The sequence below is a fragment of the Candidatus Blochmannia ocreatus genome, assembly GCF_023585745.1.
GTDB lineage: Bacteria > Pseudomonadota > Gammaproteobacteria > Enterobacterales > Enterobacteriaceae > Blochmanniella > Blochmanniella ocreatus.
Genome location: NZ_CP097762.1, coordinates 26,058 through 51,388 on the forward strand (window position 1 = coordinate 26,058; position 25,331 = coordinate 51,388).

The window sequence follows — 25,331 nt, forward strand, 5'->3', positions numbered from 1 at the left end:
AATATAATATTTCTGAAATTATTTAATATTAGATAATATATTAAATATTTATATTGTAAGATTCTTTAAATTAATTCAAGAACTCAAATGAGTTACCCAAATATACTTTTTGTACATATTTGTTATTTAATATTGCATTAGAATCGCCGTGAGCGATAATGGTTCCCTGGTTCAATATATATGCTCTATTACATATACGTAAAGTTTCTCTGACATTATGATCGGTGATTAATATTCCGATGCCATGTTGTTGTGTAAGCTTATGCATGATTTTATGTATTTCTATTATTGAAATAGGGTCGACTCCAGAAAATGGTTCATCAAGTAGTATAAATTTCGGTTTAGTTGCTAATGCTCTTGCAATTTCTACACGTTTTCTTTCACCCCCAGATAAAGTATATCCAATATTATTTTTTAGATGATGAATATTAAAATTATTCATTAATTCAGTAATAATTTTGTAACGTTTTTTAACATTAAGTTTGTATTTTATTTGTAAAACAGCCATGATGTTATCAAAAACAGTTAATCTTCTAAATATAGAACTTTCTTGTGGTAAGTAACTGATACCTAATTGTGCTCTAGTATAAATTGGTAGTGTAGTAATATTATTCTTATTAAGAAAAATATCTCCAGAATTGTGTTTAATAATTCCTAATATCATATAAAAAGTTGTAGTTTTTCCAGAACCATTAGGCCCTAATAAACCCACAATTTCTCCAGAAGTTATATATATGCTAACATCTTTAACAATGTTTTTACCTTTATAATTTTTAGATAATTTTTTTGCAATGAGTGTTTGCATTAAATTATTGATTTATTGGTTTAATTAATAAAGTTGAAATTATTTGTTTATTTTTATTAGAAATAGCTTTTATTTGTTTTTTATTTATTAAATAAATAATATTTTCAGCTTTTATCGAATTATCCGCTTGCTTTATACAAGCATCTCCAATAAAAGAGAGAATATGATGGTCTGCATTATATTGCACAATTAGTGATTGAGCAAATATTGTATGACCTATTTTAGGTATTTGTTTTAAAGTAACAGGATTTCCATATGCTTTTATCATTGATGGGAGTTGTGTATTTTTTATATGAGAAATTAATATTTTATCTGCATATAGGTCAATGTTTTTATATTTAAGGGTTACTTTACCTGTGAAGGTGATAGTATCAGTTAATATATCAATAGTTTGATATGATGAATAAATTTCAATTGTTTGAATATTTTTTTGAATTTGAGCATCTAAATTATTGGATACTGAAATAGTGCTAATGCAAATTAATAGAATAGTATATTTATGGTATATATTGAATATCATAATAGGTTTTTACATCATCAATAAATATTGCTGTTTGTGTGTATAAATTAGCATGCATTTTTGTGCTTATAGAAAAGAAATTTGTCCCATATACCGTTACTTTTGTATTCATAATAACACTTTGAGTAGTTAAATTAATTATAGCTTGGTTTGAGATAATAGATTGTAAGGAAGTATGTTGCACTAAATTTCTGATATCTACACATCCATGTAAAAATAATATTTTATTGTAGTTTAATGCTGCTTTGTTTGCTGTAATACGCCATATTGGGATATTTTTTTTATCAAAAATAGTGATTTTTGGGTTAGTAAACCAAGTAATTTTATCATGTAAAATATGTGTAACATAACATGTTGTTATTATACATTTAAGATATCCTTTAGTACTATATGAATGAATGGTTACCATATTACTTTGGCAGTTATATGTATTGTGATAGGGAAATAAATTTTGTGGGTTATGAAGATTTATTAAAATTTTAATTGTGGTTATAAGAATAAATAATATTATTATTATTAAAAAAATTATAAAAATGTATTTTTTTTTTATATTTTTATATTTTTTAAAAAATTTAAATGTAGATATAATTGTGATTATAATCATTTTAAATGAAAAATTAATTATTTGTATAATGTATAAAATTATTTAGTTAATTTAATTTATTTAAGTACATATCTAAAATTTAGATATATTATATTTTTATATAAAATTTTTACAAAATAGAAGAACTCTTGTCTTTAAAAATATGAATGCAATATATATAATTAAGTTAATTTATATAGTATGCAATTAAATTTAATTATTTTAGGCATAGATAAGCAGTATTAAATACATAGTAATATTTATTACATTAAATATATTAAATTATTTTATTACTCTATATGAAGTATATTTATATGTGTTAATTATGTATATATCTTTTTGGATTTGTAAATTTTTAAATAAACTATTTTTAATAATTTTGATTTGATTTTTAATCATATTTTTAATAAATAAATTTGATTTTTTTGTATATATTACAATATTGTTTATTATTAAATTAAGTGTGTTGTAGTAACTTAATGAATTAAATATTTTTGTAAAAATATTTTATTATATGTGAGCAACATATATGTTTTATATAACCAATTGTATTTTATGGCGCATGCATAATATGCATAGTTGTATTTATTAAAAATTTATACTAAATTGTATAATAATGGATAATGATGAATTTTATGTTTTTAATAGATTTTATAGAAATAAAAGGTATGCACTTATAGTGTTATAATAACAAATAAATATTATGAGTTTTAACGTAAAAATATGATTTTGAAAAATTAGTTTTAACTCTAAATTTAATATTTAGTATATGGTTTTAAAATAGTGCAATATATGTATGAGTATAAAATTAAATTTTATATAATATGCGTTATACAGTTTGGATAAAAATCTATGAGTATAAGTAATATAGTTAAAAATATTTTATTACAACATTTATCATTAGATGAATTGTACGTGAATACAAATCAAAAAAATTGCTATATTATAGCGGTAAGTCGTATCTTTTACGGTATTACAGAATTAGAGCGGCATAAGATTATTTATGCTCCTCTTATGACAGAGATTATAAATAAAAATATCCATGCGGTGACTATTAAAACATTTGATCCTGAAGAATGGATCGTAAAACGTAAATTTTACATCGCGTAAATTTACATAATTTAATATTTAATTTTTTTATGATAATGGATAGATTTTATATTCATGGACCCACCCCATTAAGTGGGGAGGTGATAATATCAGGAGCAAAAAATGCTGTATTGCCGATTTTGTTTGCTACTTTGTTAACTGAAAAACCAGTCGAAATTATTAATGTTCCTAAATTAAAGGATGTTGATGCTACTATCAAATTGTTACGGAAATTTGGTGCAAAAGTAGAATATTACTGTGAAGTATTATTTGCAGATACTAGTAATGTAAAGATATGTTGTGTACCTTACGATTTAGTTAAATCCATGCGTGCTTCTATTTGGGCCTTGGCTCCTTTAATAGCAAGATTTGGTCAAGGAAAAATTTGGTTGCCTGGTGGATGTTCTATAGGCCAGAGGTTAGTAGATTTGCATGTTAGTGGTTTAAAAAAAATGGGTGCTAAAGTTATAGTAAAAGAAGAGCATGTTATAGCTTCAGTCAATGGTAGATTACGTGGAGCACATATTATAATGGACAAAGTTAGTGTTGGAGCAACAGTAACTGTTATGAGTGCTGCAACTTTGGCAGAGGGTATAACTATAATTGATAACGCTGCGCGAGAACCAGAAATTGTTGATACTGCTAATTTTCTTAATATGTTAGGAACTAACATTATTGGAGCTGGCAGTAATAGAATTATTATAGAGGGAGTGCAAAAATTAGGTGGTGGCAAATATTGTGTTATGCCTGATCGAATTGAGACCGGAACATTTTTAGTTGCAGCAGCAGTTTCACGTAAAAGTGTAGTATGTTTACGATCCCGACCAGATACTTTATGTGTTGTTTTAAAAAAATTACGTGAATCGGGAGCTGATATTAAGACGGGTAAAGATTGGATTAGTTTGAATATGCATGGAAAAAGACCAAGAGCCATTAATCTTAGGACTGCACCATACCCAGGATTTCCCACTGATATGCAAGCGTTATTTACTTTATTAAATTCGGTGGCTGAAGGTACAGGAAAAATTGTGGAAACTATATTTGAAAATAGGTTTATGCATGTACCAGAGCTTGTTCGTATGGGCGCTAAAGTTAAAATTTTAGATAAAAATATAATTATTTTTTTGGGGGTTAATTCATTATTTGGCGCGAGAGTAATGGCGACAGATTTGAGAGCATCTGCAAGTTTGGTGTTAGCTGGATGCATTGCTCAAGGTTTGACGGTTATTGATTGTATATATCATGTTGATCGAGGATATGATGGTTTTGAAAAAAAACTAAAAAATATGGGAGCCTGTATAGAACGTTTAACTATAGTCTAATAGGTTAATTTAGTAAAATTTAACTATTTTAAATGCCTACAGTAACAAGAAATTTAAATATATTTTTTTTAAAATTATGTTTTTTTAAAATCAATTATTTTCATAATTTTTAGTGTTTTGACAATGTTGAATTTTATTTATTTATAAATATTATCGAAGTAATAAAAATATATTAGTATCTCCACGCAAAATGTTTAGAGCTATTACTGATGGTTTTTCGTTTAGGATTTGTCTTAATTGTGATAAATTTTGTATTTTTATGCGGTTTAATCCAATTATTAAGTCGCCTTTTTGCAAGCCAATAGAATACGCGGGAGAATCTTTGATAACATCTATAACTTGCACACCTTTTACACCATTTTTTAAATACCCATTACTTAATGATGCTCCTTGTAATGCAGGAGTTAATATTTCTTCATTGGCGTTAACGCTAACAGAGGCTTTATCATCTAACAAGACTGATACTGTCTTTATTTTTCCATCTCTTAATAGACCCAATGTTATAATTTTTCCCGGAACGGTAGTGCCTATTTTTACTCTTAATTCAGCAAAGTTTTGTATTGGTTTTCCTTCTATAGATACAATGATATCTCCAGCCTTAATATTTGCTTTAGCAGCAGCAGATCCCGGTAAAACTTCGCTAACAAATGCACCGCGTTGTATATCTATATTGAAAGCTTTAGCTATATCAGCAGTTAGTTCTGTGCCTTTAATTCCTAGTTGACCGCGCTTTATCTCCCCAAATTCGATTAATTGTTGACTTAAATTTTTCACAATATTACTAGGAATAGCAAACCCGATTCCGATATTTCCTCCGCCAGGAGCTAATATTGCGGTGTTAATTCCAATTAATTCTCCATGTAAGTTAACTAGAGCGCCTCCTGAGTTTCCTCTATTTATAGAGGCATCAGTTTGAATAAAATTTTCTAATCCTTCCAGATTTAAACCACTTCTTCCTAAAGCAGATACAATCCCAGATGTTGCTGTTTGACCTAATCCAAAAGGATTACCTATCGCAATAGCAAAATCTCCCACTTTTAAAGTATCAGAGTCTGCCATTTTAATTTCAGAAAGATTTTTAAATTTTAATATTTGTAGTAATGCTAAATCAGTTTGTTCATCATGTCCTATTAATTTAGCATTAAATTCTCTTCCGTCATTAAGTTGTACTTTAATTTTGTCTGCTCCATTAACAACATGATTATTAGTTACAACGTAACCTTTGTTAGAATTAATAATAACTCCTGATCCTAATCCTTCAAATGGTTTTGATCCAAAATTACCGCCAGGTATATCTGGTCCAAAGAAATATTTAAATTCTTTAGGTAATGTAAGTTTTCTAACGGGTTGTGTACCTTCTACATGTATATTTACAACTGCTGGTAGCACCGTATCTAACATAGGCGCTAAACTTGGCATAGTTTTTAATGATGAAATTTCTGTAGATACTGGGGTTTTTTGCATAACAGCATAAGAATGTGATATTCCTAATAAAAATGGTATATTTAGTAATGTAAATAATTTTTTTATTTTCATAATAAATAGATGTAATTAGTTATATTAAAATATATAAGCTTTAATTTTGTTAAAAATCTATCAAATGTATTAATTATAATTTTTTGGTGTTAAAAATTATTTAAATTATCTGCAATAGTCATATTGCGTTATCTGACGATAAACATTATATTTATGAAATAACTATAGAATTGGAAATTTTTATATTATTTATTGTTGAGATTTTCTGTAGTATTTTCTATATTATCAGAATAGTCTAACGGGGTTTCAATAGGTAATTTTTCATGTTTTATGTTCTGCGTGCTAAATTCTTCTATGTTATTTAACATATGTGCATTTGGTAAGAAAAAATTAGCGCTTTTTTTAACGTTATCATATAGACTGCGATAATTTTCTGCTATTTTATTAAGTAAATCTATGGTATTAAAAAAATGCTGACTTAGTTCTTTTTTATATGCATTAAGTTGTGTTTTATTATTTTGTAGTTCATTACGTAAATTTTTTTGATTATTTAATAAATATTTTGTCTTATAGTACATAATAGTGATGCCTATAAAAATTCCAATTACTAAATTAATGAGCGCTAATACCCAGACCATAATATACCTCTATAAATGTATTTATTACGTATTCAATATAATATATTGGTTCAATGTTTTATAGCTATTAGTGTATTTATTTAGAATTTTATTCTACTTAGATTGTTTTATCAATAAAAGTTATAATAGAAAATTTTGTAAATCGGTATGATTTTGATAGGTATATTTAGATATATATATATTTTAGTTTTTATTTGCTGAAATGGATTGTATGTACTTATGAATAAACATGAGTAGGTCAATATATTAATTATGATGGTTATATATTAATGGTGTAGCGGTATTTAATTAATAGGTTAGTTATGTTCAATTTATTGAAATTTTTAAAAAATTAGGAGGTACACTATTATTTGCAGTAACAAAATGTTACAATGCTTGGGGATGTTATGAGTTGCTTTATATCGAATATAGTTGTTACTTATTATAAATAAAGTGTTTTAGGTTAAATTTAATTTTTATGAAAACTTTTATGGTAAAATCAAATTTTCTTAAAGAACGAAGATGGTATGTTGTTGATGCTAAGGATAAAGTGCTGGGACGTCTTTCTAGCTTAATTATTAAATATTTAATAGGTAAATATAAAGTAGAATACGCTCCTCATATAGATATTGGAGATTATGTTATTGTTTTAAATGCAAAGAAAGTATATATTTCAGGTAAAAAGCAGAACTATAAAATATATTATCATCACACTGGATATATAGGAGGTATTAAACAATTAAATTTTAAACAGATGATGAATAAACGCTCGGAGAGAGTAATAGAAATTGCAGTAAAAGGTATGTTGCCTAAGGGGCCGCTAGGTCGTGTTATGTACAGTAGGCTTAGAGTATATGCAGGTAGCACACATTTACATTGTGCGCAAACTCCGAAAGTTATAAATTTTTAGATTTATGAAATATGGAAATAGATAAATTGAATATTGCTAATCAATATTATGGTACTGGCAGGAGAAAAAGTGCTTCTGCTCGGGTTTTTATCAGACCTGGTACTGGAACAATAACTATTAATAAGCGCATTTTAAATGAATATTTTGCAAAGTATAGTGTTCAAAATGTTGTAGTAAGGCCTTTGCAAGTTACTAATTTGTTGCGCGATTTAGATGTATATGTAACTGTTAAAGGCGGTGGTGTATCTGGCCAAGCTGGAGCTATACGCCATGGCGTGACACGTGCGTTATTACAGTATAACGATAAATTAAGAGGTGTTTTACGTTTAAATGGTTTTCTTACTAGAGATGCTAGAGAAGTAGAAAGGAAGAAAATTGGATTACGTAAAGCACGTAGAAAACCGCAGTTTTCTAAACGTTGATAAGTTAATTAGTTTTATGGGATTGATAGAGATAAATGTATTTTTATGATTTTATCAAATATATTAATATTGTGCTTTATAATGAAAATATTTACAAGTTTATATTCGTTAATATGGTTTAACGCTGGGAGTCATGTTGTATTTAAATTGTTTCTGAAAAAAATTTAGATATTTTGTATGTAAGTAATTTATATTAAAAGATTTCAGTTGTTATAGAAAAATAATATTTAAATATTTATTGGTATGTACAATTAATTTTGATCATAGTGTTTTATTCTTAAATAATCAGGCAATATGGTAAGATGTAGCAGTTTTACCTTTAATAAAAATAAAGAGTTATTATTTATTGATTTATTAATTTAATTTAGTGTAATTTTAAAATTAATTTAAATATTAATATTGATTGAATATCATATAATAATTTTTTATAATTTTATTATTTATAAAAAGTGAATATACCAATACATAATAAAATAGTGCGCTTGATTATTTTTTATTTTTATTTTAAAAATGTAAAATGATGAGGTGCACTGTTGTTTTTATAAATTTTACATTTAAATAATATTTATTTAATCATATAGATAGAAATTATTTAAATATTAAAATATATAATATAAAATAAGATCATTTATGTAAATATGGGATGAATATTATCGATACTGTCGGGGCCGTTTGTTTTATTATCTCTCTAAGTATATTTTCTTTTTCTGGAGTAATTTTACCTATTAAAAATACTTCTTTATTTTCTGTAGTTATTTTAATATCAGAACTATAAATATTATCTTTTAAAAAGATATTAAATCGTATTTTGTTAGTAATCCACATATCTCGTAAAATAGACTGGAGATTTATTGGGGATTTTTTTCTGATGGCATTATAAATTTTTTTAGTTCCATTAATTTCTCTGATTATTTTTATAGCATCTTCAGTCAATGCAGAAGAAAGAGACTGACCAGTTAACAATACGTCACCGTGATATACAGTATTTTTTATTCTAGCGGCTTGCCTGATATGTGAGTTTTTATATAAAGAATATGTGATATTAATTGCTATGATATTATCATCTAATTGTGTACCTAAAGTACGGGAATCATTCCAAGCAGTTGTTATAGCCGTAGCGGTTCCTACTGCTAGTAGGCTGGAACAACACGCTTGCAATGTTACTATAGATAATAAGGTTGTTAATAATAGCCAATTCATGTTTTGTTCTTTATATTTATAAAACTAAATTTTTATTTAAGTTTATACTTAAAAATAACATGTGTTTATATAGTTAGTATTATATCAATTTTAATAAATTATTGAAAGAATTTATATTTGATAACATCAATTATATTAATTGAATTAGTTTTTAATATCTATTATTATCTACAGTTTTGATTTAAAATTTTATGTATATAATAAATTTTCAAGTAAACACAATAATATGGTTATATTATCACATAATATACATAAGAAATTTATATAAACTTAGTATTTTATTGCGAATTGAATATTTTTTATAGATTATACATGTATAATTTTTTCAAGTATAAATATGTCAATATTGTATATTGTTCCTACTCCAATTGGTAATTTACAAGATATTACATTTAGAGCGTTATCTGTTTTAAAAAAAGTGGACTATATTGTAGCAGAGGATACTCGGCGTGTACGTGTTTTGTTGGAATTTTATTCCATAAAAGCAAGTTTGTATTCATTTCAGCAATATACTGAACACAAAAAGACACCAGTGTTAGTAGATAAATTAAAATCTGGTTTTAGTCTCGCGTTAGTTGCTGATGCTGGCACGCCATTAATTAGTGATCCCGGGTATTTTTTAGTAAAAACTTGTAAAGCATTGAATATTAAAGTAATTCCTTTGCCGGGTCCATGCGCTGCTATTACTGCATTATGTGGATCTGGATTACCAACAGATCGGTTTTGCTTTGAAGGTTTTTTGCCGCGCAAACATAGTGTCCGTATAAATCGGTTACAAGATTTGTTAGAAGAGCCTCGTACTTTAATTTTCTATGATGTAAAACATAGAATTATAGAAACTTTACAGGATATGATTAGTGTGTTTGGCACAGAACGTCATGTGGTTTTAGCAAGAGAATTAACTAAAGTATGGGAATCTATTTATGGCGCTCCTATAGGTACATTATTATCTTGGATACAGAGAGACACTTCGAAGATTCGCGGAGAAATAGTATTGATTGTTTCTGGAAATTGTTTAAACAGTAATGTTTTGTCACCTAAAATATCGTATATTATGGAAATATTAATCAAAGAATTACCTTTGAAAAAAGTTGCAATTTTAATGAAAATTATGTATGGTACAAAGAGAAATGTGATTTATAAACAATATTTAAATAAGAAATTTAATAAAGTTAAAAAATAAATATTTGTAAAATATTTGAGTATTAATATTAATATATAATTATATATATAATTTAAGGAGTTGATTAAACAATCGCTGCTTCTATATTTACAATTATTTGATATTATTAACAAGTAATGTTTTGTGAATAGAATAAGGAGAGGAAAGTCCGGGCTCCATAGGACAGAGTGCCAGGTAATACCTGGGAGATGTGAATCTACGACCAGTGCAACAGAAAGAACACCGCCTGTGATTAATATTATCAATTCTATATATAGAATATATGTGTAGGAAAAATATGTGTTTATTACACGGTAAGGGTGAAAAGGTGTGGTAAGAGCACACCGCACGAATTGGTAACAGTTCGTGTCATGTAAACTCCACTCGGAGCAAGGCTAAATATAAGTTCTATAGTATGTCCGTACTGAACTTGGGTAAGCTGCTAAAACTAATATGCAAATATTAGTTTAGATGAATGATTGTTCGAGACAGAACCCGGCTTAACGATCGACTCCTTATAATAAGTTAATACTACAGGTATCTTGAATATAAGGTGTTTTAATCAAAGTCATTATTATATTTTATTCAATTAGTGGTGTTTGTTTTATTTATTACAGTGTGAGTTTTGATTGAATAAATAGTAAAATATTTTGAGAAATAATTTTTTATATGAATAGAGTGAATTATTTTCTTTTTAGAAGATATACATATATTATGTTATATGTAATTAAGTATGTAGTTGTATAAGTTATTTATAAAGTTTTTTCGTCTTTATTATATTAGATAATTAAACTAGCGTATTTATAAAGTAAAATTTTAGTGAGATTAATGATTATTGCTTTCATTATACTTAAATTCATTTAAAATTTTTAAAAACGGGTTTTTATGCTTTGTATAAATGGTGTTTTGTTTATATAAAAGCACTAAAAAATTTATAGTATTTATTATATAGTCGGTATTATTTTCTGTAATGCATCATATGGTTATGAATATTTTTAGAGAACTGTTATGGACAATATGCAATTATAATTTTACATTATTTTCAAATATAAGAGTTATTTTGATCGTTTATTCTTTAATATTTATTATTCTTTTTTTAGAAAATGCTATTATTCCAGCTGTGTTTTTACCAGGAGATAGCTTGTTGATTATTTTAGGGATTTTAATAGGAAAGGGTTGTTTAAATTTTTTCATAACTTTGTTTATTTTAACAATAGCTGCAAGTTTAGGGACGTGGATAAGTTATTTACAAGGTAAATTTTTAGAAAGAAATAAAACTGTAAGACGTTGGTTGTCAAGATTTCCTAATAAATTTTATCAAAAAATCGTGTTTATGTTAAATAAACACGGTTTGTATGCTTTATTTTTTGGGCGATTTATAGCATTTGCACGAACTGTATTGCCTATTATTGCGGGTGTATATAGATTAAATTCATTACGTTTCCAAATATTTAATTGGATTAGTTCTTTTTTATGGGTTTTTATACTTATTGTGTTAGGTGTGTTAGTAGAACGTACTAAATTTTTAGATATATTATGTTATTTTAATTTGTGAAATGTATTGAATGTTTTAATTTTATTATTAATAATAATTATTTTAACAAAATATTGTTTTATTGGTCCTTATTAAAATAATAAATAAGGATTAGTGTTCTTTATATTGCGGGTCAAAGTAATAATAAGGCATGTTTCATTTCTTTATAAACATAGAGAAAAATTATTATGTCATATATACATGTATGTGGCCCCTGCTGGATTCGAACCAGCGACCAAGCGATTATGAGTCGCCTGCTCTAACCAATCTGAGCTAAGGGGCCGTTATTTTATCATTTATATATAAAAAATATAACTCTACAAAGAAAGCATTATATTATGATGTTATATTTAACATATAATATTTATTGCAAAAATGTTAATTTAAATAATTATTATATATAATAATTAGTATTTTACTAGATTATTTTATATTATCTCTTGTGTTTCACATGTAAGAGCATTACATCAACAATATTGACTTTTTAATTAATACAATGGTTTTTTTCCATAGCATATAAACGATTATAATTTTTATGTAAGCATTATTATATATTTATGTAATATATAAATATATCTAATCATCTAAAAAACTTTTTAATATTTCAGAACGACTAGGGTGACGTAATTTTCTCAAAGCTTTTGCCTCAATTTGTCGAATTCTTTCTCTAGTTACATCAAATTGTTTTCCAACTTCTTCTAACGTGTGATCAGAATTCATATCAATACCAAATCTCATGCGCAATACTTTAGCCTCTCTTGGAGTCAACCCGGCAAGTACATCATGTGTAGCAGTACGTAAATTATCTGAAGTTGCTGAATCTAACGGTAGATCTAAAGTAGTATCCTCAATAAAATCACCAAGATGGGAATCATCGTCATCCCCTATTGGGGTTTCCATGGAAATAGGTTCCTTAGCTATCTTCAATACTTTTCTAATTTTTTCTTCTGACATAAATAGACGTTCTGCTAGTTCTTCAGGAGTTGGTTCATGACCCATTTCCTGTAACATTTGACGAGAAACTCGGTTTAATTTATTGATAGTTTCTATCATATGCACTGGAATACGAATAGTACGTGCTTGATCTGCTATTGATCGGGTGATAGCTTGTCGAATCCACCAAGTGGCATAAGTAGAAAATTTATAACCACGACGGTATTCAAATTTATCTACAGCTTTCATTAAACCAATGTTCCCTTCTTGTATTAAGTCTAAGAATTGTAGTCCCCTGTTTGTATATTTTTTTGCAATAGATATTACTAAACGCAAATTAGCCTCGACCATTTCTTTTTTAGCTCTACGTGCTTTAGCTTCGCCTATAGACATTCTACGATTAATATCTTTTAATTGCTTTATAGTTAATCCAGTTTCTTGTTCAATTTGATATAATTTATGTATGCCATTATATACATCTTGATTGATTGTATTTAATTTTTCTGACCATGATGTATGCGTAGATAAAGCAGCGCGAAACCAATTGTCATTAGTTTCGTTACCCGAAAATAATTCAATAAAATTTTTTTTAGGCATTTTACTAGTTTCAACACATAATTTCATGATTAATCGTTCTTGTGTTCGTACTCGTTCCATAATAGTACGCATACTATTTACTAAGTAATCAAATTGTTTTGGAACCAATCTAAATTGTTTAAATACTTCAGAAAGTTTTGAAATTTCTTTTAATGACTGAATATTATTGCGTCCATTACATTGAATAGTTTTACGTGTTAAATCATATTGATTACGTAGTGTTTTGAATTTTTTACGAGCCATTTCTGGATCAATATTGTTATAATCATTTTCTTCTTCATTATCTTCAGATATTGTTTCTATATTAATAATAGAGTGAATATTGTGAGAAATATTATTTATGTTATTATTTAAAGAGGTAATATTTTCCGCATTAATATCCACAAACCCTGTGATTAATTCTGATAAACGTACTTCACCAGTTTTGACGCGTTCGTATTGTTTTAATAAATAAGTAATCGCATCTGGATATTCAGCAACTGAACATTGAACTTGATTTATTCCATCTTCTATTCTTTTCGCTATATCTATTTCACCCTCCCGAGTTAATAGCTCCACAGTACCCATTTCCCTCATGTACATCCGCACCGGATCAGTTGTTCTACCTAAATCTGATTCTACATTTACTAACGCCTGTACAGCTGCTTCTGTTGCATCTTCTTCATCATTAGTGGAGGTAGTGTGTTCTATTAATAAAAAATCGTCGGAATTTGGGGCTTCTTCCATAACTTGAATACCCATATCATTCATCATTTGAATTATATTTTCTATTTGCCCAGGATCTGCGATGTCTGCTGGTAAGTGATCGTTAACTTCAGAAAAAGTTAAATATCCTTGTTCTTTTCCACGGGTAACGAGTAACTTTAGTTGTGATTGTGGGTTGTGTTCCATTATAAAAGACTCCCACTTCTTGGAGTAGTATTAAAATGTTAATAGTGACTTAAAATTTTATATTCTAGTACAGGAAAAATTCATTATAACCTATTCGATAGATATTTGTTAATGAAAATTTTTTATTAAAACTTAGCAGTATTATATTGCACTGATAATGCTTGATTGATTAGCCATAATTCTCTGCGTTCTTGTTGTGTTAGTTTATTTACACGATCTTGCGCTATTAATGTTTCTTGTTTTTGTTTTAATATTAAATTATGTAATTTTATTAATGCTTCTATAAATGTATTTTCAATTATATCTTCTTTAACCATGTGGTTCCAAAAAGTTAATATTTCAAGTTTTTTGAAAAAATTATTATCACGATAATGCTCTAATAGTTGAGCAGAATTTAATATAGTATATGTTTTACATGTTTCAACTAAATCTATAAATATTTTTATATCATAGTTTTCGTATGTTTGTAATATTTGTGTGTCTGGAACTAATTTAGCAAGTTTTGGGTTTTGCATCAATAATCCTATTAATATGTGTTCTACAGTGTTACTAATGTCAATATTTTTTGTGATTTTTGTATTATAATCAGATGAAACAGGTGTTTTTTGAAGTAATTGATGCAGTTTTCTATCATCTAAGATTCCTATTTTATTTCCTAATTGTTGCAATAAGTACAATTTTAATGTTTCTCCAGGAATTTTTTTAATCATAGGTAATATCAAATTGCTTAATTTAATTTTTCCAGATAATGTTTGCAAATTTATTTTTTGAGATAATATTTTAAATAAAAAATTTGATATATCTTGTTTGTTTTGCAAAATTTTCAAAAATTTATCTTTTCCTATTTTACGTATTAGGGTGTCTGGGTCTTCTCCATTAGGTAAAAATATAAAATATATTTCACGTTTATCAGTCAGATAAGGTAATGTCTGATTTAAAGTACGCCAAGCTGCTATTTTCCCTGCATTATCACCATCATAACAACAGATAATACAATCGGTAATTTTATATAGCATATTAATTTGATAAGCAGTAATATTAGTACCTAAAGTAGCTGTTACATAGGGAATTTTAAATGCCATGAGTGATATAACATCGAAATAACCTTCTACTAGAAGTATGTAAGGAATTTTTTTATGTTGCACATAATTTTTATATAAACCGTATAAATTTTGACTTTTTTTAAAAATCGCAGTATCTGCAGAATTTAAATATTTAGGTGTTGTTTTGTCTGAAATAGAACGTCCACCAAATGCTATAATATTTCCATTGATATTATGGATAGGAAATATAATTCGATTATGAAATCTATTGTATCTTTGGTGATAATTTAGATGTTTACCCAAAAATATACCTAATTTTTTTAGTAATTCTGTTTTGTATGAAAGAATTTTAGTGATTTTTATAGAATGTTCCCATTCTGGAGGGGCAAATCCTATGCTAAAATTATTAATAGTTTCAGAGTTTAATCCACGTTTTTTTAAATATTCGTAGACATATGAATATTTTTTTTGATTGAGGATATTAATATAATATTCGCATAGTTCATTAACTAATTGGTATAAATCATTTTGTTGTGAGTTGTTATTTTTACAAGCATTAATATTTGAATTTATTGAAATTCCATGCATGTTTGATAGGAATTGAATAGATTCAATAAAATTGAGCTTATCATGATTCATTAAAAAATCTATTACATTTCCATGTGATCCACAACTAAAACAATAATAAAATTGTTTTTCTATACTTACGGTAAATGATGGATTTTTTTCATCATGAAAAGGACAGTGACCTACAAAATTTTTTCCCTGTTTTTTTAGATAAAATTTATGGGATATTATATCAATAATATTTGTGCGTGATATTAGTTCTTTAATTATTGTATTTGAAACACGAATAATTTTGTTCCTTAATTATTTGTTTTTTTAGACAATTAAATTAATAGCTGATATTGATTATTAATATCATACTGAATACACAACACTCTTGTTATTAAATATTATAAGAAATAATTAATATCGTATGTTTTTCGTAAAAAGTAGTGTTAATATAAACGAGCGCGTTTTAGGTTTTCTCGATGCATTTTTTTTACATGACGTTTTATTGCGGATGCTCTAGCACGTTTGCGTTCCGTAGTTGGTTTTTCATAAAACTCTCTACGACGTACTTCAGATAGAACTCCAGATTTTTCACAAGATCTTTTAAATCGGCGTAAAGCCACATCGAACGGCTCATTTTCACGTATTTTAACTATCGGCATATTTTCTCTCTATGCAATTTGAGACACTTTGTAGTGTATTGTAATTTTGATGTATAGTATGATAATTATATTTTATATATTATGCAATATGTAGATATTAATTTTAGCAAATAAATATAAGTATATCTTTAATATTTGTATTTGTTATAATGTGGAGCTGTATGTATGCGTATTTTAGGAATTGAAACATCATGTGATGAAACCGGGGTCGCAGTTTATGATAAATATCAAGGATTGTTAGCTCATCAAACGTATGCGCAAAATATATTGCATGCTGATTACGGGGGTGTGATTCCAGAATTAGCTGCTCGTGATCATATAGTAAAAATAATTCCTTTAATTTTATCTGTATTAGATCAGGCTAATTCAAGTCCTAAGGATATTAATGGTATAGCGTATACTGCTGGGCCTGGTTTAGTAGGAGCGTTGTTGGTCGGAGCAACTACCGCGAAAGCATTAGCATATGCTTGGAAAGTTCCTGCTATTGATATTAATCATATGGAAGCTCATTTATTGTCTCCAATGTTGGAGAAAACTCCCATTAATTTTCCATTTATAGCCTTATTAATTTCTGGAGGACATACTCAACTTGTATTAGCGCGCGATCTAGGAAAGTATGAAATTTTAGGAGAATCTACAGATGATGCTGTAGGTGAGGTATTTGATAAAATAGCTGTATTATTAGGGATAAAATATCCTGGCGGAGCGTTATTATCAAAAATGGCACAACAGGGAGTTTCTGGGCGTTATATATTTCCGCGACCTATGATTGATAGACCAGGTTTAAGCTTTAGTTTTTCTGGTCTTAAAACTTTTGTAGCGCGTACTATTTTATCTAGTTTTTATAATGCTCAAAATTATGCTGATATTGCACGTGCATTTGAGGATGCTATCGTTGATACATTAGTGATTAAATGTCGTCGCGCTCTAGATCAAACTGGTTTAAAAAGTTTAGTAATATCTGGAGGTGTTAGTGCTAATTGTGTATTAAGATCAAATCTTTTAAAGATGATGCGTATTAGAGACGGCAAGTTATTCTATCCTAGAATAGAATTTTGTACGGATAACGGAGCAATGATAGCATATGTAGGATGTATTAGATTACAGGTAGGCTTAATTAATAGGGATTTATCTATTTTAGTACGACCAAAATGGTCTTTAGAAGAGTTACCTAAGATTAGATAAGTATAAAAATATATAGTTATTATAATGATTTCTTATCATTATGTATTGCTTTTTTATTTTTATTTCCCCAGATATGTTTTTCTTGTTTAATCCATAGTAATTTTATATTAGGAATATGTTTTGTTACAATTAAAGTAGATATTACTATAATTGCAAATAAATATTGATATTGAAAATACCACGTGTAAAATGGTACTACTGATGCTGTAACAATTGCGCTTAGGGAAGCGTATCGAGATATTAATATAATTGTTATCCAAAGGCTTATCATGATTAGAAAAAAATCATAATTCATTGCTGAAATAGATCCAAATGCAGTAGATACACCTTTTCCTCCTCGGAATTTTAAAAATACGGGATACATGTGTCCTAAACAAGAAAAGATAGCTGTTATTCCTAGAAATTTAGGATTCATCATTACGAGATAGTATCCTAACCATATAGGTATGGCTCCTTTTAGTGCATCAAACATTATGACTACTATTGCGATTTTATAACCAGCAATTCTTAAGATGTTAGTGGCTCCAGGGTTATTAGATCCAAAAAATCTTGGGTCCGGAAGACATAATATTTTACAAATTAAAACAGCACTGGATATTGATCCAAAAAAATAAGCTAATATTATTATTATAATAAAAGAAGTTTCCATAATTATTATTATAAATGCATAACAAATTATTATATAATATATAATACTTTATTTCACTTAAAATAGATAATTTTTTATTTAACTGCGTAATATGTGTATATGGATATTCTGTTTATAGAAAAGTTAATAGTGATGGCATATATTGGTATATATGATTGGGAGAAGAAATTTTTACAAAAATTAATTTTTGATGTGCAATTAGGTTATGAGCCAAAATCAAAACATTTAGGAAATAATGATAAAACTTTTTATATTAATTATATTGATGTTAGTAATACGATACTGAATTTAGTAAATGAGAAACAATTTTTTTTGATAGAAGATGTAGCAGATATCGTGGCAAATATTTTAATAAAGCAATTTAATATTCTTTGGACACAAATAATAGTTAGTAAGCCGCAAGGTATTACTGGGGCAACTAATGTTGGAATTTGTATTAAAAGAAATAAATGGTAGTCTACATTTAATTTTATTAAATTCAATGTATTTATTTTTTAAAATAAAAGTGGCATGTTTAAAATAAAATGTTTTGTATTAAAATAATTATTTATAATATTTTGTGTTCAATAAATTTTTATTGGGATTTTATATGTATTTATACATACATAAATTAATTATAGTGTTTATATTAGGGATAGTAGAAGGTTTAACTGAATTTTTACCTATTTCTTCGACAGGACATATGATTATGGTTAAAAATCTTCTTAATTGCACCGATGATTCTATGATTAATTTTGTTATAGTTATACAATTTGGTGTTGTTATATCTATAGTATTGACATTTTGGAAGAAATTGTGTGCTATGCATATTATCTGTATAAACAATTTTTTTTCTAAAATACATGTTGATATACAACATTTTTGTATTCAACATATATTGTTAGGAACGTTTCCTGGAATAATATTAGGTATAATTTTGTATGAAAGTATCAGATATATCTTTGATATAACATATATTATATATGGCTTGATATTTGGCAGTGTATTTTTGTTAATTGGAGAATTATATTATTTTAAAACACCTTCCTGTACTTTTGATATTGATAAAATGACGTATGCACAAGCATTATTAATTGGATGTTGTCAATGCTTAGCTTTTTTACCAGGATTTTCTCGATCCGGGGCTACTATTGGAGCAGGATTATTAGTAGGTTTAAACCGACGTGTATCAACAGAATTTTCTTTTTTTATAGCAATACCTGTTATATTTGGGGCTATAGTATGCACTATATATCAGTGTAGATTATTTTTTAATAATATACAGGACATTTTATTATTAATTATTGGCAGCGGTGCAGCATTTGTTATTTCTTTTTTTACTATTAAATATTTTTTAAAAATAATTCAAAAAATTTCATTTATTCCCTTTATAATATATCGAATTTTATTAGCGGGGTTTATTTATTTAAAGATTATGCCTAACAATTAGGCATTTAACAAGTTTTAATTTATTAAAAGTTAAAGTTACGCAAGATTAATTAGTATCTTATTAAAGATAGATTAAATTATTTTTAATAGTCTTGATTATTGTGAATAAATTAACATTATACTATTTATAGTAATATTATGCGTAATATGTAGAATTTAATATTTACATATTTTTGTTGTTTTATGTAACAGTATGCGATTTATATCTCTCTCTTGTAAGAGAGTAAATAAATTAAATATTTATTTTTTGTGTCTCCATGTGTTCAAAGCATGTAAACGTCTTAAGTATAGCTCTTTACTTATGTTGACTCCAGTAAATCCATCGTTAATGATATTAACTGTAGAAATTTTTTGAGCTATACTAAAGGCGCTACGTAAAAATTTTTCTTGATCAGATAATGCATCATTTTGGAATTTTTTATATTTAGTTATATTAGATTTATTGATTAATATTATTTTTTCTATTTTGTTCGGATAGTGCCAACAGTCAAAATTATTAAATAAAATTATTAATATTTCTGAAGGCAATTGTTTAAAGTTATATAAATAATTTCGGTATTTTGAAACAGTTTCTGCAAAATTTCTAATTTTATTTGGTATTTTTAATCTATTACATAAATTTCTAATATTAGAAATTCCTGATTGTTTTTTATTTATATAGTTAGTATTTATATTGTTTTGTGTTTTGTTAAAAAAAAATTTTGTATCTAAATCTCGACATAATATAGAAAAACGTATATTAATGTCATTTGTTAAAAATGCAATTTTAGAAAGCGCTTGCATAGTATATGCACCAATGTTCATTTCAGTATGATTTTCTGCAATAGAAAATTTATTAAATAACATATTTATTTCAGGAAATAAAATTTTTAAGGCTCCGCAATAATATAAGATTTTAAAATATATCTGTGGGCTATTAGTAATTAACGCTTTTTTTGTTTCTGTCCAGATCCTTTCTGAGGGTATAGTAATTAGTTCTTTAGACATTGTTTTCATTAGAGCTAAAGTATCTGGTGCTATAGTAAAATGCATGTATGCTAGTTTTGCGGCGAATCTTGCTACTCTTAATACTCGTAATGGATCTTCATTAAATGTGTGAGACACATGTCGTAATAATCTTAATTGTATATCTTGTTGTCCGTGATAAGGATCTATAATAACGTTAGTATTTGGATCATAAGCCATAGCATTAATCGTTAAATCTCTACGATATAAATCTTCTTCTATAGTAATAGAAGAAGTAGTGTTACATATAAATCCAGTATATCCTAATCCTGATTTTCTTTCAGTGCGCGCCAATGCATATTCTTCATGAGTTTTAGGGTGTAAAAATACCGGAAAGTCTTTTCCAACTTGCGAATAACCTGTATTTAGCATTTCTTGTGGATTAGATCCGACTATTACCCAGTCTTTTTCTTTAATTGGTAATTTTAGCAACATATCTCGTACTGCCCCACCTACTAAATATTTTTTCATTATATGACCTTATATAAATAGTACGAATTTTATATGCATTCTTTAATACAATTTACTTGAGAATATTGTTATTCAACAATATAAATTGTTTTAAAATAAATATAATAATTTTGTTATCGTAAATTATTTAAAGAATAATTTGAATAATCATTTTATTATGGATGTATAATTATTCATTTAATTGTTTTGTTTATAGCGTATATAGATTAAAATTAATAACTTATAATTTTAATTAATTTTATCATATTTATTAGATATTAATGATAAACAATATAGTTAAATTATCGAGTATATGATTTTTGATAAGCGTATTTACTGTTGTAATATATATATTTTATATAAAATAATTAGCATTTTAATAAAAAATTTATTTTTTTGGACAAAATATGACTGTAGTTTTTCCAGATTTTTCTCAGTCTAATGTATTGATTGTAGGAGATATTATGTTAGACCGATATTGGTATGGAGTATCTAATAGGATTTCTCCAGAAGCGCCTGTACCTATTGTTAAAGTTGATAAGATTCTAGATAAACCAGGTGGAGCTGCTAATGTTGCAATGAATATTGCGTCTTTAGGTGCTCGATCAAGATTGTTAGGATTAACTGGATCGGATGAAGCTGCAAAAATTTTGGGAAAACAGTTAAGTCAGTCAAATATAGATTGGGATTTTATTACTATTAAAGAATGTCCTACTATAATAAAATTACGTATTATTTCACATAATCAGCAACTAATTAGATTAGATTTTGAGAATAATTTTAATAAAGTTAATGCTAAAGAATTATTTGAACGGGCAAAATTATATTTGCCTGAATGTAAAATTTTGGTATTATCTGACTACGCAAAAGGTTCGTTAAGTTGTATAGAAGATCTAATTAAATTAGCACGTTGTATTAATATACCTGTTGTAATAGATCCTAAAGGGACACAGTTTACTCGATATAGTGGAGCTACTATATTAACGCCTAATATATCAGAATTTGAAGCTGCAGCCGGATTGTGTTATACCGAAAAGGTATTAATTAGTAGAGCACAGGAAATCATAATTGATTATGATTTACATGCCATATTACTTACTCGTTCTGAGCAAGGTATGACTCTATTTATAAAGGATAGAGATCCGTTATATTTTACCACACACGCGAAAGATGTATACGATGTAACTGGCGCTGGGGATACAGTGGTTGGAGTCCTATCCGCCGCGTTAGCTTCAGGTGTTAGATTAGAACAAGCATGTTTTTTAGCTAATTTAGCTGCTGGAGCTGTAGTGAAAAAGTTTGGTACCGCTACTACTAATGTATCAGAAATTAAAAATGTTATGAGTAAATGCATTAGCGCTAATGTAACATTGGGAATATTAGATGAAAATACATTGAAAAAAGAAATAGCCTTAGTTCGTGATAGAGGAGAAAAAATAGTAATGACTAATGGTGTATTTGATGTATTGCATTCTGGCCATATTAGTTATTTAACTAATGCCAAGAAACTTGGAGATAAATTGATTGTAGCTGTTAATAGTGATGATTCAACAAAACGTTTAAAAGGTAAAAATAGACCTATTAATACTTTAGAAAAACGTATGTTTGTGCTAGCTGCTTTATCAGCAGTAGATTGGGTGGTATCTTTTAGTGAAGATACTCCAACTAGATTAATTGTAAATTTATCTCCGGATGTTTTAGTAAAAGGCGGTGATTATAACGTTGCTGATATTAAAGGAGGCGCAGAAGTGTTACGTCAAGGAGGACAAGTGTGTGCATTAGATTTTTGTCCTGATGATTCTAGTAGCAATATAATTTCTATGATTCAAAAAAAAGATAAGGAAAAATGAATTTATTTTAATAAATATTTATCTTCTAAAAGAAGAATGTCTAATATTATATTTTTTATAATATAAAGGTTGAATTCAAATAAGTTATATAAAAGTCTATTAGTAATAAATTTTATTTTACAATAGATTTATATATTGATAGTAGCTATTTTAGCGTTATGTTGGTACCATATATATGGTATGAACTTATATATAAAGTGTCGTATGTTTCTGATTAATTTAATTGTTACTTTATAGGTTGTGTATATAATATTTATTATGTGTATAAATTTTTATTTATGTTATATCTGATCAGATTATTTTTGTACAAATATTGATATATTGTTTTAGTTAATCTCAAGATATCTAGGAAATTTAATAAATTAGTTTTAATAATTGTAATTGTTTGAGTATATTAAAAGTTTTTTTATTAAAAATAAAATATACTATGTATTTAGTATAGTATAGATTAATACTATAACTAGTAGTATGTTTAATATACAGTAATGAGCAATATAGGTGAAATTCATTGGTAGTATGAAATGGGTATATAATATTAGTAAGTTTTGAATAATATATTTTGCTATAGCAGTTCATAAGATAATTATTAGTACGCGCTTATTTTTATACATATTTAATATGTAGTTAATTTTTTATATTTAGTAAAATCAAAATTTTATTGAGGATAGAATAGTCATGCATCAAGATATTTTATCTACTTTTGGCACATCTAGGGAGCGTGTTGAAAATGCATTAGATGCTTTACGCTATGGTCGTGGCATTTTAGTAATGGATGACGAAAATCGAGAAAACGAAGGTGATATGGTTTTTGCTGCAGAGAATATGACAGTTGAACAAATGGCATTGGCTATACGTTATGGTAGTGGAATAGTATGTTTGTGTTTAACAGAAGATAGGTGTAAACAATTAAATTTACCAGTTATGGTAGAAAATAATAACAATAATTATCAGACTGCTTTTACTATTACAATAGAAGCAGCAACAGGTATTACTACGGGTGTATCAGCATCTGATAGATTAACTACTATAAGAACATCTATAAAAGAGTATGCGAAACCATCTGATTTGCGTCGTCCTGGACATGTTTTTCCTTTGCGCGCAAAAAATGGTGGTGTTTTAAAACGCGCAGGGCATACGGAAGCAGCTGTTGATTTAGCTATATTAGCTGGATTAGGTCCATTTGGAGTATTGTGTGAAGTAACAAATGAAGATGGAAGTATGGCGCGTATTTTAGAAATTATTAAATTTTCACATAAATATACCATGCCAGTTTTGACTATTGCAGATATTATAGATTATCGAAATGCTATGTGTCCTTAAGTGTTATATGATAAAAATATCTAAAATGTTTTAATTTTAACATTAGTTCTTTTTGTAAAAGAACTATTAATTTTTTGATAAAAATATTTATATAGGGTTATAATTATAACTAGGTTTATTAGTTTTTATTTATATAAAGTTTTGTTGAAATATAATATGTTATTAAACAATTAAGTTGTATGAAATTATCATAAATAATAATTGTTTTATATTGAATAAATGATTAAGTAGTATTATTTTTCTTATAAGTTTTTAAAAATTAATTAAAGTAATTGATATTATTGCAAAATACTGTTAATAATATGCTATTAACATAGGGAATTTTTTGTGCTTGCAGTTATACGTATTATTTTAGCATCAATACTATCAGTTAGTATTTGTATACTCGGTATTATTTATTGTATATTAAGGCCAAGACATCCAAATAACACAGCTTTTTTAGGTCGTTTATTTGGAAGTATGGCACCTATATTTGGGATTACTGTTGAAATACGTAATCTTTTAAAAGATAAATTACCCAAAAATTGTATATATATATCTAATCATCAAAATAATTATGATATGGTAACGGTGTCTTGTATAGTACCGCCTCGTACTATAACAGTAGGAAAGAAAAATCTGCTTTGGATTCCGTTATTTGGTCAGTTATATTGGTTATGTGGTAATATATTAATTAATCGTTCTAGAAGATTTACTGCTTATAATACTGTATTAAAAATAGTTAGATCTATTAAAGTAGATAATATTTCTCTTTGGGTATTTCCAGAGGGAAAACGTAGCTTTAATAAAGGATTATTGCCATTCAAAACTAGTATTTTTCACGCAGCGATTTCCAATAAAATACCTATTGTGCCAATTTGTGTATCTAACCTTAATAATAAAGTAAAATTAAATCGTTGGTCTAATGGCGTAGTAATAATTGAAATTATGCCACCTATAGATACTGCAGGATATAATTTAAGCCAAGTTCGTTATGTTACTAAGTATTGTTATATGATTATGAAAAATAGAATTGATTCTTTAAGCAAAGAGTCTCTTCAACGAGAAGATCATAATTTAGTCAATTAAAAAATATATTGCTACTGTTTATATAAATATTTTTATGCAGTCCTTATATTCGCAT

At 26.9% G+C, this 25,331-nt stretch carries 23 protein-coding genes, 1 tRNA gene and 1 other RNA gene; 13 read left to right on the top strand and 12 right to left on the bottom strand.

The window, feature by feature from the left end; genetic code table 11:
• Positions 1-70: 70 nt before the first annotated feature.
• The 3 genes from lptB to lptC are packed head-to-tail and all read right to left on the bottom strand — an operon-like array spanning position 71 to position 1,929.
• A complete protein-coding gene (gene lptB / locus M9405_RS00105) occupies positions 71-805 on the bottom strand; it encodes an LPS export ABC transporter ATP-binding protein (RefSeq protein WP_250223264.1) in 735 nt (244 codons plus the stop codon).
• Positions 806-809: 4 nt separating this feature from the next.
• Positions 810-1,325, bottom strand: coding sequence for a lipopolysaccharide transport periplasmic protein LptA (lptA, locus tag M9405_RS00110; protein ID WP_250223265.1), 516 nt, complete (start codon positions 1,323-1,325; stop codon positions 810-812).
• Positions 1,303-1,929 (bottom strand): LPS export ABC transporter periplasmic protein LptC, encoded by a 627-nt coding sequence (gene lptC / locus M9405_RS00115; RefSeq protein ID WP_250223266.1) that lies wholly within the window; start codon positions 1,927-1,929, stop codon positions 1,303-1,305. Before lptC ends, lptA begins: the two co-directional genes overlap by 23 nt.
• 831 nt (positions 1,930-2,760) lie before the next feature.
• On the opposite strand from lptC, the gene M9405_RS00120 reads away from it, so the two are divergent.
• On the top strand, positions 2,761-3,018 hold the full coding sequence (locus tag M9405_RS00120) for a BolA/IbaG family iron-sulfur metabolism protein (protein WP_250223267.1): 258 nt from the start codon (positions 2,761-2,763) through the stop codon (positions 3,016-3,018).
• 35 nt (positions 3,019-3,053) lie between these two features.
• Positions 3,054-4,319, top strand: a complete 1,266-nt coding sequence (gene murA, locus M9405_RS00125; RefSeq protein WP_250223268.1) for a UDP-N-acetylglucosamine 1-carboxyvinyltransferase — start codon at positions 3,054-3,056, stop codon at positions 4,317-4,319.
• Positions 4,320-4,469: 150 nt separating this feature from the next.
• Here murA and M9405_RS00130 read toward each other — a convergent pair whose 3' ends face one another.
• Together M9405_RS00130 and M9405_RS00135 are read right to left on the bottom strand one after the other, a co-directional pair.
• Positions 4,470-5,855 (bottom strand): Do family serine endopeptidase, encoded by a 1,386-nt coding sequence (locus M9405_RS00130; RefSeq protein WP_250223269.1) that lies wholly within the window; start codon positions 5,853-5,855, stop codon positions 4,470-4,472.
• A gap of 185 nt (positions 5,856-6,040) precedes the next feature.
• Positions 6,041-6,433: a YhcB family protein gene (locus M9405_RS00135; RefSeq protein ID WP_250223270.1), complete on the bottom strand. Its 393-nt coding sequence runs from the start codon at positions 6,431-6,433 to the stop codon at positions 6,041-6,043.
• A gap of 457 nt (positions 6,434-6,890) precedes the next feature.
• Here M9405_RS00135 and rplM point away from each other — a divergent pair, with 457 nt between their 5' ends.
• Complete coding sequence (gene rplM / locus M9405_RS00140; protein WP_250223271.1) at positions 6,891-7,322, top strand: 50S ribosomal protein L13; 432 nt, start codon at positions 6,891-6,893, stop codon at positions 7,320-7,322.
• 11 nt (positions 7,323-7,333) lie between these two features.
• Positions 7,334-7,744 carry a 30S ribosomal protein S9 gene (gene rpsI, locus M9405_RS00145; protein WP_250223272.1) on the top strand — a complete coding sequence of 137 codons (411 nt, stop codon included), beginning with the start codon at positions 7,334-7,336 and terminating at the stop codon, positions 7,742-7,744.
• Positions 7,745-8,368: 624 nt separating this feature from the next.
• On the opposite strand, the gene M9405_RS00150 is transcribed toward rpsI, so the two are convergent.
• Positions 8,369-8,944: a BON domain-containing protein gene (locus M9405_RS00150; protein WP_250223273.1), complete on the bottom strand. Its 576-nt coding sequence runs from the start codon at positions 8,942-8,944 to the stop codon at positions 8,369-8,371.
• A 337-nt stretch (positions 8,945-9,281) separates the two neighbouring features.
• On the opposite strand from M9405_RS00150, the gene rsmI reads away from it, so the two are divergent.
• From rsmI to M9405_RS00165, 3 genes are all read left to right on the top strand, one after another.
• Positions 9,282-10,127: a 16S rRNA (cytidine(1402)-2'-O)-methyltransferase gene (rsmI, locus tag M9405_RS00155; protein WP_250223274.1), complete on the top strand. Its 846-nt coding sequence runs from the start codon at positions 9,282-9,284 to the stop codon at positions 10,125-10,127.
• Positions 10,128-10,183: 56 nt separating this feature from the next.
• Positions 10,184-10,625, top strand: an RNA gene (gene rnpB / locus M9405_RS00160) — RNase P RNA component class A.
• Positions 10,626-11,166: 541 nt separating this feature from the next.
• Complete coding sequence (locus tag M9405_RS00165; protein ID WP_250223275.1) at positions 11,167-11,661, top strand: DedA family protein; 495 nt, start codon at positions 11,167-11,169, stop codon at positions 11,659-11,661.
• A gap of 187 nt (positions 11,662-11,848) precedes the next feature.
• On the opposite strand, the gene M9405_RS00170 is transcribed toward M9405_RS00165, so the two are convergent.
• From M9405_RS00170 to rpsU, 4 genes are all read right to left on the bottom strand, one after another.
• A tRNA-Ile gene (locus tag M9405_RS00170) sits at positions 11,849-11,923 on the bottom strand.
• 293 nt (positions 11,924-12,216) lie between these two features.
• A complete protein-coding gene (rpoD, locus tag M9405_RS00175) occupies positions 12,217-14,061 on the bottom strand; it encodes an RNA polymerase sigma factor RpoD (RefSeq protein WP_250223276.1) in 1,845 nt (614 codons plus the stop codon).
• Positions 14,062-14,186: 125 nt separating this feature from the next.
• Positions 14,187-15,962, bottom strand: a complete 1,776-nt coding sequence (dnaG, locus tag M9405_RS00180) for a DNA primase (RefSeq protein ID WP_250223537.1) — start codon at positions 15,960-15,962, stop codon at positions 14,187-14,189.
• 143 nt (positions 15,963-16,105) lie between these two features.
• Entirely contained in the window at positions 16,106-16,321 is a 216-nt protein-coding gene (rpsU, locus tag M9405_RS00185) for a 30S ribosomal protein S21 (RefSeq protein WP_250223277.1), read from the bottom strand.
• Between the two features lie 165 nt (positions 16,322-16,486).
• Between rpsU and tsaD the strand changes: the two genes are divergently transcribed.
• Positions 16,487-17,506: a tRNA (adenosine(37)-N6)-threonylcarbamoyltransferase complex transferase subunit TsaD gene (tsaD, locus tag M9405_RS00190; RefSeq protein ID WP_250223278.1), complete on the top strand. Its 1,020-nt coding sequence runs from the start codon at positions 16,487-16,489 to the stop codon at positions 17,504-17,506.
• Positions 17,507-17,525: 19 nt separating this feature from the next.
• Here the strand turns inward: tsaD and plsY are convergent, their stop codons facing one another.
• Complete coding sequence (gene plsY, locus M9405_RS00195; protein WP_250223279.1) at positions 17,526-18,155, bottom strand: glycerol-3-phosphate 1-O-acyltransferase PlsY; 630 nt, start codon at positions 18,153-18,155, stop codon at positions 17,526-17,528.
• 99 nt (positions 18,156-18,254) lie between these two features.
• Between plsY and M9405_RS00200 the strand changes: the two genes are divergently transcribed.
• Entirely contained in the window at positions 18,255-18,611 is a 357-nt protein-coding gene (locus tag M9405_RS00200; protein WP_250223280.1) for a FolB domain-containing protein, read from the top strand.
• A gap of 133 nt (positions 18,612-18,744) precedes the next feature.
• Positions 18,745-19,584: an undecaprenyl-diphosphatase UppP gene (gene uppP / locus M9405_RS00205; RefSeq protein ID WP_250223281.1), complete on the top strand. Its 840-nt coding sequence runs from the start codon at positions 18,745-18,747 to the stop codon at positions 19,582-19,584.
• A 239-nt stretch (positions 19,585-19,823) separates the two neighbouring features.
• On the opposite strand, the gene M9405_RS00210 is transcribed toward uppP, so the two are convergent.
• A complete protein-coding gene (locus M9405_RS00210; protein ID WP_250223282.1) occupies positions 19,824-21,059 on the bottom strand; it encodes a multifunctional CCA addition/repair protein in 1,236 nt (411 codons plus the stop codon).
• Positions 21,060-21,445: 386 nt separating this feature from the next.
• Between M9405_RS00210 and hldE the strand changes: the two genes are divergently transcribed.
• The 3 genes from hldE to M9405_RS00225 all read left to right on the top strand — a co-directional run bounded on the left by hldE (position 21,446) and on the right by M9405_RS00225 (position 25,276).
• Positions 21,446-22,888: a bifunctional D-glycero-beta-D-manno-heptose-7-phosphate kinase/D-glycero-beta-D-manno-heptose 1-phosphate adenylyltransferase HldE gene (hldE, locus tag M9405_RS00215; protein WP_250223283.1), complete on the top strand. Its 1,443-nt coding sequence runs from the start codon at positions 21,446-21,448 to the stop codon at positions 22,886-22,888.
• Between the two features lie 675 nt (positions 22,889-23,563).
• Positions 23,564-24,208 carry a 3,4-dihydroxy-2-butanone-4-phosphate synthase gene (ribB, locus tag M9405_RS00220; protein ID WP_250223284.1) on the top strand — a complete coding sequence of 215 codons (645 nt, stop codon included), beginning with the start codon at positions 23,564-23,566 and terminating at the stop codon, positions 24,206-24,208.
• Positions 24,209-24,535: 327 nt separating this feature from the next.
• The gene (locus M9405_RS00225) at positions 24,536-25,276 is read left to right on the top strand and encodes a 1-acylglycerol-3-phosphate O-acyltransferase (protein WP_250223285.1); all 741 of its coding nucleotides are present in this window, start codon (positions 24,536-24,538) and stop codon (positions 25,274-25,276) included.
• Positions 25,277-25,331 lie beyond the last annotated feature (55 nt).